Raw genomic sequence first — 11242 nt, 5'->3', positions numbered from 1 at the left:
ACGTCAGCGATACGGCCATTGAAGCGCTCGATCATGCCGTTAGTCTGCGGGGTTCTGGGCTTGATCAGGCGATGTTCGATGTGGTTGTCGGCACACACCCGATCAACGGCGTGGGTGCCGGTCGGCTGGCGTTGACCGGTGGCACAGAAGCGGTCGGTAAACTCCTTGCCGTTGTCGGTGAGGACCTTGGTGATCGTAAACGGCGCCTTCTCGATCAAGCGTTTGAGGAAGCCGCTGGCAGACGCGGCTGACTTGTCCTGGAGGAGCTCCACGTAGACCCAACGGGTGGCGCGATCAATGGCAGCGAACAGGTAGCGGCGTTGGTCCTCATCAGGCATCTGCGGCAGGTATTTCACATCGACGTGCACAAAACCGGGCGCATACGCCTTGAAAGACTTGACCGGCGTCTTAGCGCCTTCCTCCTGGGGCATCAGCGCCTTGAGGTTCGACACGCCATGGCGGCGCAGACAGCGGTCCAGGCCCGAGCGGGACACCGCGGGGTGGATGAACTCGTGGGTCACCGCCAACAGGTCATCCAGGGGCAACAGCAGGCTCTGACGCAAGGCCACCACCACCGCCTCTTGGGTCGCGTTGAGGGTTGCCTGGAGCCGGTGAGGGCGGTGTGAGGCGTCTGCCGTCCCTGCGCGTCGGCGCCATTTCGCCACCGTGTGGCGGTTGAGGTGGTAGGTTTCCGCGAGCTCCCGGTTGCTCACCGATGGGGGTTGCGCCTGTAATTCCAGACGGAGGGCGGGTGTGGTGCGGGCGTTCTGGTGCAGCTGGATGTTCATGATGGGTGTGATCGCTCAACTTAATTGGGGTAGGCTATGAGCTCGGTCAAACACTGCCGACCGGCCCCTCGCTTGCCGTCACGTTTCCTTCCGCTTCCTCTCCCGCTAGCAAGCGTAAAACTTCTCGGGCTTGCAGCAAAGGATCGCTCCTTCTCAGTACATAATCACACGGGACCTGACATCTATCAAAAAATTGAACCCGATTTCACTGTTTTGAACGCTGTCGAAAAACAACTGGGATGGAATCTGACAGAGCCATTTGTTTTTTGTCAGACGAGAATGCGTGATACTGATCAGTTATCAAAAGATATTTTACCGAGGGGAAAATTGGCAAAGCTGATTGAAGCGGTTGCTCGGGAGGTTAAAGTTGTCTTGCTGTCATTCCATACCGGGCGGTGGCTCGACAGCTATTCAGAGTTTGAGAATTATCCAAACTGCTTTCGCTATCCCTGTAAATCCTTTCCGGAGCAGGCTTGCTTAATCCACTTCGCCAAGCACTGTCTATTTTTTACGGAAGGTGACTTTGGAAGTCAGATCTACGTTCCTCCGTTTCTGGGGAAGGATGTTACTGCAATTGCCCCTTCGACTGTTTATCGAATTGGCAGCACACCAATAGATCTTTGGAACCGAAATCTTTTCCGGTTTGGCGGACAAATAATCCCAAAGGTCTCCGAGGAGGTATTTGCCTCGAAAAATAATATGATGAAAGTCGTGATCGATACCCTCAATTAGGGATCGAGACGTTCGCCGTCAAGTAGTTCCGGGCCATCCGGTACCGCCGTCGCCTGTTTTGTTTGGTGCGGTTCTGACCAGTGATGGCGCGCGAGGACATCCCGTGTGGCCTATTCATGATTGGTCCCGGTGATGGGTGTCAAAAAGAAGGCAATATATGAATAACTTGAAAAAGTGGTTTTTCAAAACCGTAACCCTGATTATACTATTCTCAGCATCCTTGGCTATTGCCTATTATAATAGGAGTGACGCTTTTGTTTATATTTCCCTGTTATGGTTTTCAGGTTGTCTGGCTGTTGTGCTTACTTCAAAATCCAATATGCAACTATGAAAAGCACCCTAATAGATTAGCCCATGAAAAGATTGCGGACTACCTTGTCGAATTTTTTCCGGAAAAGTAGAACTCAGTACCGCAGCACTTAAGATTCCGGCGATGAGCGAAGGGCAACAGCAGTCGCCGTGGACCGCGGGCCTGGTCCGCGGCGCGACGATTGGCCTGTTCGCCGAGGCCCTAGCGCTCCCGGTCGGTCTGATCAGCGCCGCCTTTCTGACCCGACACCTGGGCCTCGAGGGATATGGCCTGCTGGGCGTCGTCCTTTCCGCCGTAGTCCCGGTCGCCTGGGTCGCGGTGAGTATCCTGGCGGGTCGTACCGCGGTGAGACTCGTTTCGGGCGCGCCTATGCCGATGGACATGGCTGGCCAGCTGATCCGTCTCAATTTCCGGATCGGTGCCGCCGGTTGGGTGCTGTTTTCGGCACTGAGCCCACTCCTGGCAAGTTGGCTTGGACATCCGGAGCTCACCGGGTTGCTGATCCTGGCCGGTGCGGAGATCTTCCTGTTACCACTTGCGCGCGCGTATCGCAATGCGCTGATCGGGCTCGGCTTTTACCAGCACGCGGGGGTCTCCACGGCAGTATTCCAGCTCGTCCGGTTGGGCCTCATCGTGATCCTGGTCGGGAGTGGGATGAGCCTGGAGGGGGCGATCCTGGCCCTCCTTTCCGCCCGGGTGGCGGAGATCCTGTGGTGTCGCCGGCGTTGCGCCTTTCCCCTCCGCGTCCCCATTCGGCTCCGCTTTTCGGAGCTCCGGGGCCTGTCGACATCGGTCTTCCTCTTCGCGCTCTGTATTCAGGTTTTTAACCGGATCGATATCTTGCTGCTGACCGTCTTCGGCGGCTCGAACAAGGCACTCGGCCACTTTGCCGCAGCGCAACTCCTGGCCATGGTCCCGGGTCTCTTCGCCCCCTCGGTTATGACCCCGGCGATTGCGGCCATTACCCGCGCGCGTTCCGCCGGTGACCTGGTAGGCGCTGGCAACATCTCGCTGCAGCTGGAGCGCATGGCGGCGACCATGGCCGGTCTCACGCTCGCGCTGGCCGGGGCGACGCCGAGTCTGTGTCGGTATCTGTTCGGATCGGACTTTGCCGCTGCCGCGCCACTGGCGGCCTGGCTCCTGATCGGCAGTGCGGGGGTCTTGCTGAAATCACTCGCGGTCACCCAGCTGGTGGTTCATTATCGTCACTTTCTGTTGCCGGCGATCGCGCTGCCCATGCTCGGCACCGCGGTATTGGCCCATGTGCTGGTGATTCCGAGTTGGCAGGCACTGGGGGCGGCCATCGTCACCGGAACGGTAGGTCTACTGGGTGGCCTGGCGGGGGTCGTGATCCTTCCCGCCCCCCGGTGCCCACGCCTGATCCGGCTTGCAAAGGCGCTGGCCGGGGGCCTGCTCGGCTTCCTCACGGCCAGGCTGGTGGGCGCGGACGGGTTGCCCTTGCTCGATGCGGTGATGGGGGTTACGGTTGCCTTGGGCATGATGTGGCTGACGGGCGTCGTGCGAGCCGAGGATATTCGCCGCCTGTATGCCAACCTGGTGTCACCGGCAGCCAAGTCGATATAAACAATGAAGATTAAATTTATTGATCCGCAAGGAAACTGGTTCGGGCTGAATACCGGACTGGCCTATTTGGCCGGTGCATTGATTGCGGAAGGGCATAGGGTCGAAGTCATCGATCTGAATAACTACCTGCCCGGAAGAACAGAAAGGCTGGAAGGTTTAAGGGGTGCCAACATCATCGGAATTAGCATAAAGACATTTACCGTCAAGGAAGCTTTGAAATTAGCCGTAAGCGCGAAAAAAATCAATCCGGATGCGATCCTGGTTTGCGGCGGTGCGCATATTAGTATTGATGGCCTCGATTTCATGGAGAATAACAAGAGCTTCGATGTCGCAGTTGTCGGTGATGGTGAAGAGACAATGGCTGAAATCGCCTCTGAAAAGAGTCTTGACCAAATTGACGGTATTATTTTCAGAGACGGTGATACGATTGTGAAAAATAAGCCGAGAGTGTTGAGAAAGGACCTGGACTCCTTGCCGTTCCCGAATTATCTATGTTTCGATTCGATCTCAGAATACAAGATCCCATATCCCCATAACCTGTACCCGATTATAACCAGCAGAGGATGCCCTTCACATTGTCTCTACTGCGCTCTACCGCTTCTCGGCGAAGGAAAATGGCGGGCAAGAAGCCCTGAAAACATAATAGCTGAGTTACATCATATGAAGAGGACATATGGCTTGAAGAAATTTCAAGTATTGGACGATAATTTTACGCTGAAACTGTCACGCGCCAAGGCATTTTGCCGTCTGCTGATCGAGGAGAAGATGTCTCTCGAGTGGGAATGCTCCAGCGGTATCCGGGCAAAATTCACGGACCGGGAGCTCGCCCGATTAATGAAAAAGGCAGGGGTTATTCAAGTTAAATTCGGTATCGAGAGTTTAATTCCGGAAATCCATCGATCCATCGGGAAAGGCGAAACGCTCGATGATGTCTTCCGTGCCATTCATGAGTATAGTCAACAGGGAATAAAAGTCGGTGGTTATTTCCTTATCGGGCTTCCCGGCAGTAATAAAGCGTTGGATAGAGAAAGCATCGAGCGCGCGACACGAATGGGCCTGGATCCGGCTGTGTGGAGCATCCTGGTGCCGTATCCCGGGACCGAGCTCTATGAGATTGTCACCTATGAGAAGCAGTATAATCTTTTACTCGACTGGCGGGAGGGCCTATCTGTCGGCGGACATCAGAACCAGATAAATATAACTTTTGACTCCAGCGACTACTCAGCGAAAGAAAGAATAGATAATTTTTTTTATGCCCACCTGAGAAGTCGAACCTATGGTTATCTTCTGGATATGAATGACCCTAATTTTAAAAAGGCCAAAACGCTTTTAAAATTGATTTTCATATATGATTTAAAACGATTTCCGCAACATTTATACTATATTTTCAAAAATTTCATTGCAGGTATGAATCTGCATACGGTCAGAAAAGGATTTTGATCGGTCAGTGGATCGGAGCACGCAAAGCAGATAACCATTTATAATTAATGGTATTAAAAATCTGACTGCAAAACAAAGAATCAAACATCTGTTTTCCCATTTTCCTTTGGAAATTCCCATGGCAAAATGGCTTGGAGTATATTAGTAATGAAGCTTAAGTTTATCAATCCCCACGGCAATATGCTCGGGCTGAATACAGGGTTGGCCTATCTGGCCGGGGCATCGATTGCGGGAGGGCATGAGGTTGAAGTCATTGATTTGAACCACTACCTGTCCCGTAGAACGGAGAGGCTGAAACGTTTAAGGGATGCCGATATGATCGGAATAACCGTAATGACGCCTACCGTTGGTGAAGTTTTGGAATTAGCCGCAAGTGCAAGAAAAATCAACCCGGATGCGCTTTTGGTTTGTGGCGGTCCGCACATTAGCCTGGATGGCCTTGCTTTCATGGAGAATAACAGTCGCTTCGATATCGCCGTCGTCGGTGAAGGTGAACAAACGATCGTTGAAATTGCTTCCGGAAAAAATCTTAACCAAATTGATGGTATTATTTTCAGGGATGGTAATACGATTGTGAAAAATGAGCCGAGAATGTTGAGAAAGGACCTGGACTCCTTGCCGTTCCCGGATTATTTGTGCTTTGATTCGGTCTCGAAATACAAGATCCCATATCCCCATGATAGCTATCCGATTTTAACTAGTAGAGGATGCCCTTCACATTGTCTCTACTGTGCTCTACCGCTTCTCGGCGAAGGAAGATGGCGAGCAAGAAGCCCTGAGAACATAATAGCTGAATTACACCATATGAAAAAGGTATATGGCCTGAAAAAATTTCAAATATTAGACGATAATTTTACGCTGAAAATGTCACGTGCCAAAGCGTTTTGCCGTTTTTTGCTCGAGGAAAAAATGTCTCTTGAATGGAGTTGTTTCAGCGGTATCCGGGCAAAATTTACAGACCGGGAGCTCGCCCGATTAATGAAAAAAACAGGGGTCATTCAGGTTAATTTCGGTATTGAGAGCTTAGTTCCGGAAATCCACCGATCCATCGGAAAAGGTGAAACGCTTGATGAGGTCTTCCATGCCATTCATGAGTATAGACAGCAGGGAATAAAAGTTGGTGGTTTCTTTCTTATCGGACTTCCCGGCAGCAATAAAGAGTTAGATAGAGAAAGTATCGAACGCTCGACACAAATGGGCCTGAATCCGGCTGTATGGAGCATCCTCGTACCGTATCCCGGGACCGAACTGTATGAGATTGTTACCCATGAAAAGAGGTATAATTTCCTATTGGACTGGCGGGAAGGCCGGACTGTCGGGAGGAGTGCAAGTGTAGCCTTCGACTCCGACGACTACTCAGTAAAGGAAAGAAAGGATAATTATTACTATGCCCACCTGAGAAGTAGAAACTATGTTCATCTCGTGAACATGGATGACTCCAATTTCAAAAGAGTCGGAATACTTCTAAAGTTGATTTTCATGTATGATTCAAAACGATTCCTTCAGCATTTATACTATCTCTCCAAAAATTTCGTTGCAGGTTTGAACCTGCATAAAGTCAGAAAAGGATACTGACCGGTAATGGGGTTGGAGTATGCAAAGCTAAAAGCAGCTTTATTATTTGTCAAGACCTGGGGAATATTCATGAAAGAGAAAATCAAAAGAATCATCAAACCGGCTTTTCTGCTTTTTATGTATGAAGTGTCGAGACGAAGAATAAGGCGCTTTTTAAAGGACAGAAAAGGAATATTCTTGGAAGTAGGTGCCGGAGATAAAAAAGGGATCAATGGATGGCTGACGATGGATATGAAAATAAATTGCGATATTTACTGGGACTTGAGAAAAGGAATACCTTTTCCGGATGAAAGTGTTTCCAAAATATATTCATCTCACTTCCTTGAGCATCTTTCATTCAAAGAAGGGCAAAAGTTCTTGGATGAGTGTACGAGAGTCTTGTCACCAGGTGGAAATTTCTCGATCTGTGTACCCAATGCCAGACTTTATATAGAAGCTTATCTGAAATATCCTGATAGAGACCCAAATCTGTATTTCTTTTACGAACCTGCATATAATAGTACAACCAAAATAGATTATGTGAATTATATGGCTTATATGGACGGTCTGCATAAATACATGTTCGATGAAGAGAATCTTATTCACATTTTGAAACTAAAAGGGATGAAAAATGTGCGTCTGAGGGAGTTCGATCCGAGCCTCGATCGTGAGGACAGAGATTTTGAGTCAATTTATGCGGAAGCTGAGAAATAACAACACCTTTTGTAATTAATGGGTATAAAAATCGGAGGCAATGATGCGTACGGTGTTACTCGTCTATTTTTCCTTTGGAAATTTCCATGGCAAAATGGCTTGAAGTGTATTAGTAATGAAGCTTAAGCTTATCAATCCCCATGGCAATATGCTCGGGCTGAATACAGGGTTGGCTTATTTAGCTGGTGCATTGATTGCGGCAGGACATGAGGTTGAAGTCATTGATTTGAACCACTGCCTGTCCCGTAGAACGGAGAGGCTGAAGCATTTAAGGGATGTCGACATGATCGGAATAACCGTAATGACGCCTACCGTTAAGGTTTGGAATATACTAAAGCTGATAGTAACTTGTGGCTAAAAGAACCTTGTAGGATTCCCTCCGGAGGATTTTTGAAAGTACCCTTATACCAGAAGGCAACAAAATTGAAACACTCTCCCTAATAAACCGGGTAGTATTGTAACCTTGTTGTTGTCGGGTATGGGGCACCTTGTAAAATCTCCTGGTAGGGAATTTTTCAAGGCATTCTATATTCGGCAACAACACACTTAGAACACCACCGTAAATTGGAGGCAATGATGCACACTGTCTTATTAGTCCAGCCTAATGCCGGATATTTTTTACAGGAGCATATAGGCAGGCCTCTCGTGCCAACCGGTATTTTACTTGTGGGCACGGCTTTACATCATGCCGGATATCAGGTGAAGATTATAGATCAACGAATAGAAAAAGACTGGAAACTTCAGGTCTTGGAAGTGTTAAAAGAGAATGTGATTTGTCTGGGCATTTCATGCATGACCGGTACGCAAATCTTAAATGGTCTGGAAATCGCCGAATTTGTCAGAAGCCATTCGACTATACCTATTGTTTGGGGAGGAGTGCATCCCACGCTACTTGCTGAGCAAACACTAGAAAATGAGTTTGTGGATATTGTCGTACGCAGGGAAGGTGAAGAAACGATGGTGGAGCTTACGGATGCCCTTAAAAATAATAGGTCATTGAGTGGGATACGGGGAGTTTCCTATAAAGAGAGCGGAAAAATCGCTCATAATCCGGACCGGGAATTTATAGATCTCAACAAGCAACCACTTCCTCATTGGGAATTAATTGACATGCACCGCTATATCAATGCCAAGCCGGGCTACAACTCTGTTAGTATAGCGACATCAAGGGGTTGTCCATTCGATTGTAAGTATTGTTTTGTTAATGCCTTCCATAAGAGGAGATGGAGAGCCTTAAATGCAGACAATGTTCTGAAAATGATTACATTCTTAGTGAACAAATATGGTATCAATTGGTTTCAATTTGACGACGAAGAATTTTTCATAGATCTTGGAAGAAGTAGGGAGTTAGTGGGACAATTGAAAAAACTGAATATCCGTTGGGAGGCACTCATAAGAGTAGATGATATTTTAAGAATGGATAGCGCCTTTTTAAAGTTAATTAAACAAAGTGGTTGTATTCTTTTGGGAGTGGGTGCGGAAAGCGGTTCAAATAAAATGCTAGAACTGATGAATAAAAAAATCACGCGGGAAGATATAATAGAAGCGAACAGGAAATTAGCCAAGTATCACCTAAAGTCAGAATTCTACTTTATGGTGGGTTTGCCAACGGAAACGTTGGAAGACTTAAGAAAAACCGTTTCACTGGCCTTGCAACTCAAGAAGGAAAATAGAAGAGTCAGAATAGCTAGTTTTTTTATTTTTACTCCTGTCCCAGGCTGTGAGCTACACGATTTAGCCGTCGCTCATGGGCTGAAACAGCCGGATTGTCTAGGAAAATGGGGTGCATTCCATCATTCCATTGATAATACTGCTTGGTTCTCTAAAGATATGCAAAGGGCCATCAGGATGCTTGCTTTTACTTCCCCTTTCCTGAACGATCCCGGTGATACCTACCCCCCCCTCTATGTTAAAGTCCTTGGAAGGCTTTATGGGCCTATTGCAAGACAAAGAATTAAACATCTATTTTTCTATTTTCCTTTGGAGATTTTCTTAGCAAAATGGCTTAAACTGTATTATTGACAATGTCACATTTGCCCAGGAATGCAGGGTATGGTTTGTTATGAAGCACAACGAAAGAAGTCCGAATTTTAGGCATTATGCATGGGACTCCCCCGACGTTTGTCAAGATAGTTGTCGTGTTTTTAAGCTCATCCTGGTAACCAATGGGACCCGTTTGATCGCTTGTTGTTCAACTCCCGTTAGTGCGCACCGTCTTTGCGACTCAACCTATTCCGCGGCTACCCCGTCTCGCGGTCCCTCCAACTCGAATACCTCCCACAGGGGTATCTCCAGCGCCTCCAGGGTGGCGATGACCAACTGCTCGTCGGCGGCAAAGATGGTACCCTTGTCGAAGCCGTCCGCGCCGAGCAGAAAACGGATGGCGTACTCTTCCAGGGGATCGATTACCAGATATTCGCGCACCCTGGCCCGTTCGTAGAGGGCCTTTTTCTGCCGCAGGTCCTTGGCGGAGGTGGTCGGCGAGAGGACCTCGATCACCACTTCCGGCGCACCTTCGATGTGGGTAGGTGCGATGCGGGCAGGATTGCAGACTACCAGGATGTCCGGCTGCACCACGTCCAGGTCCGAGAGCCTGACATCCGTGGGGGCGATGAAGGGACGACAGGGTTTGCCGGCAAGACCCTGGATAAGCCTACCGAATAGATTGCCGGTAATGATCTGGTGCTTGGTGGATGGTACCGGCGCCATCGCATAGGCCACCCCCGCGATCAGTTCCCAACGCTCGTCATCCGGCCAGGTACGGTAATCGGCCCAGGTAAACAGGGCCTCTTGTTTCACTACGGCTTGGGGCGACATCTACAGTCTCCGGGGGTAAGATACAGGATGAACACGTATCAATTTCTTTTCGATTAACCAATCGGGTAGCGTAAAACTTCCCTCGCCTGCAACAGAGGATAGCTCCTCCTTGATATTATAGTCACACGGGACCTGACAGTTCAGCCATCCCTGGTCGCCACATCTTACGGGCTCGCCGCATCCTACGCCCCTCGCTCGGAGACAGGAGGGCTGGTCGGGCCGATGCAATTATTCGTGTCCATTTGCATGCATTCGTGGTTCTTGTTTCCGGTGAGTTCGGGGAAGGCAATGCGGAATTACAATGAACAGCAGCGGATACTGGTCACCGGGGGCGCGGGATTCCTGGGTTCCCATCTTATCGACCGGTTGCTGGAACGCGGGGACGAGGTAATCTGCGCGGATAACCTGTTTACCGGCTCGAAGCGCAACCTCGAGCACCTGCGTTCTCATCCCCACTTCGAGTTTCTGCGGCACGACATTACCTTCCCGCTCTATGTGGAGGTGGACCTGATCTACAACCTGGCCTGTCCGGCCAGTCCCGTCCATTACCAGCACGACCCCGTGCAGACCACGAAGACGAGCGTGCACGGGGCGATCAACATGCTCGGTCTGGCAAAGCGGCTAGGGGCGCGGATCTTCCAGGCCAGCACCAGCGAGGTCTATGGCGACCCGGCCATACACCCACAGACCGAGACATATTGGGGCAACGTGAATCCGGTGGGGACGCGAAGCTGCTACGATGAAGGCAAACGTTGTGCCGAGACCCTGTTCTTCGATTACCACCGCCAACACGGACTCGACATCAGGGTGGCGCGCATCTTCAATACCTACGGCCCGCGGATGCACCCGAATGACGGCCGGGTGGTGAGCAACTTTATCGTGCAGGCGTTGCAGGGCCATGACATCACTCTATATGGCGACGGTGAGCAGACCCGGAGTTTTTGCTATGTCGATGACATGGTGGATGGCATCTTGCGTTTCATGGATACGCCATCGGGTAAAGACAGCGCGCCCGGTTTTCCGGGACCGGTGAATCTCGGCAATCCCGACGAGCTCACGATTGGTCAGTTGGCGGAGCAGGTTATCCGGCTCACTAATTCCAGCTCCAAGCTGGTGTTCCGTCCCTTACCTCCCGATGACCCGATCCGGCGCTGGCCGGATATCGCCCGTGCTCGGGAACGCCTGGGGTGGGAGCCAAAGGTGACGCTGGAGGAGGGATTGCGCAAGACCATCGCGTATTTCGAACAGTGTAGGGTGGGCTATGCCCATCATGCGTAGGGTGGATGCCCACCATCGGCAGCAG

At 50.1% G+C, this 11242-nt stretch carries 10 protein-coding genes; 8 read left to right on the top strand and 2 right to left on the bottom strand.

The window, feature by feature from the left end; translation table 11 throughout:
* Nucleotides 1-788, bottom strand: a 788-nt coding sequence (locus BQ17_RS09275) for an IS481 family transposase (RefSeq protein ID WP_089726401.1), incomplete at its 3' end; no start/stop codon positions are given.
* Between the two features lie 36 nt (nucleotides 789-824).
* On the opposite strand from BQ17_RS09275, the gene BQ17_RS09270 reads away from it, so the two are divergent.
* From BQ17_RS09270 to BQ17_RS09240, 7 genes are all read left to right on the top strand, one after another.
* Nucleotides 825-1520, top strand: coding sequence for a hypothetical protein (locus tag BQ17_RS09270; protein ID WP_141699198.1), 696 nt, complete (start codon nucleotides 825-827; stop codon nucleotides 1518-1520).
* Nucleotides 1521-1953: 433 nt separating this feature from the next.
* Nucleotides 1954-3414 (top strand): lipopolysaccharide biosynthesis protein, encoded by a 1461-nt coding sequence (locus tag BQ17_RS09265; protein WP_089726397.1) that lies wholly within the window; start codon nucleotides 1954-1956, stop codon nucleotides 3412-3414.
* Nucleotides 3415-3417: 3 nt separating this feature from the next.
* Complete coding sequence (locus BQ17_RS09260; RefSeq protein ID WP_089726395.1) at nucleotides 3418-4854, top strand: B12-binding domain-containing radical SAM protein; 1437 nt, start codon at nucleotides 3418-3420, stop codon at nucleotides 4852-4854.
* A gap of 147 nt (nucleotides 4855-5001) precedes the next feature.
* Nucleotides 5002-6429: a B12-binding domain-containing radical SAM protein gene (locus BQ17_RS09255; RefSeq protein WP_176722361.1), complete on the top strand. Its 1428-nt coding sequence runs from the start codon at nucleotides 5002-5004 to the stop codon at nucleotides 6427-6429.
* Nucleotides 6430-6435: 6 nt separating this feature from the next.
* Nucleotides 6436-7122, top strand: a complete 687-nt coding sequence (locus BQ17_RS09250) for a class I SAM-dependent methyltransferase (protein ID WP_089726390.1) — start codon at nucleotides 6436-6438, stop codon at nucleotides 7120-7122.
* Nucleotides 7123-7237: 115 nt separating this feature from the next.
* On the top strand, nucleotides 7238-7480 hold the full coding sequence (locus BQ17_RS09245; protein ID WP_089726389.1) for a hypothetical protein: 243 nt from the start codon (nucleotides 7238-7240) through the stop codon (nucleotides 7478-7480).
* A gap of 215 nt (nucleotides 7481-7695) precedes the next feature.
* Nucleotides 7696-9144: a B12-binding domain-containing radical SAM protein gene (locus tag BQ17_RS09240; protein ID WP_089726387.1), complete on the top strand. Its 1449-nt coding sequence runs from the start codon at nucleotides 7696-7698 to the stop codon at nucleotides 9142-9144.
* A gap of 207 nt (nucleotides 9145-9351) precedes the next feature.
* On the opposite strand, the gene BQ17_RS09235 is transcribed toward BQ17_RS09240, so the two are convergent.
* Nucleotides 9352-9939, bottom strand: a complete 588-nt coding sequence (locus BQ17_RS09235) for a Uma2 family endonuclease (RefSeq protein ID WP_089726385.1) — start codon at nucleotides 9937-9939, stop codon at nucleotides 9352-9354.
* 288 nt (nucleotides 9940-10227) lie between these two features.
* Between BQ17_RS09235 and BQ17_RS09230 the strand changes: the two genes are divergently transcribed.
* Nucleotides 10228-11217 (top strand): UDP-glucuronic acid decarboxylase family protein, encoded by a 990-nt coding sequence (locus BQ17_RS09230; RefSeq protein ID WP_089726382.1) that lies wholly within the window; start codon nucleotides 10228-10230, stop codon nucleotides 11215-11217.
* Nucleotides 11218-11242 lie beyond the last annotated feature (25 nt).

Source organism: Candidatus Thiosymbion oneisti, from assembly GCF_900092655.1.
Taxonomy (GTDB): Bacteria; Pseudomonadota; Gammaproteobacteria; order Chromatiales; family Chromatiaceae; genus Thiosymbion; species Thiosymbion oneisti.
This window is presented reverse-complemented; position numbering and strand designations above follow the sequence as displayed.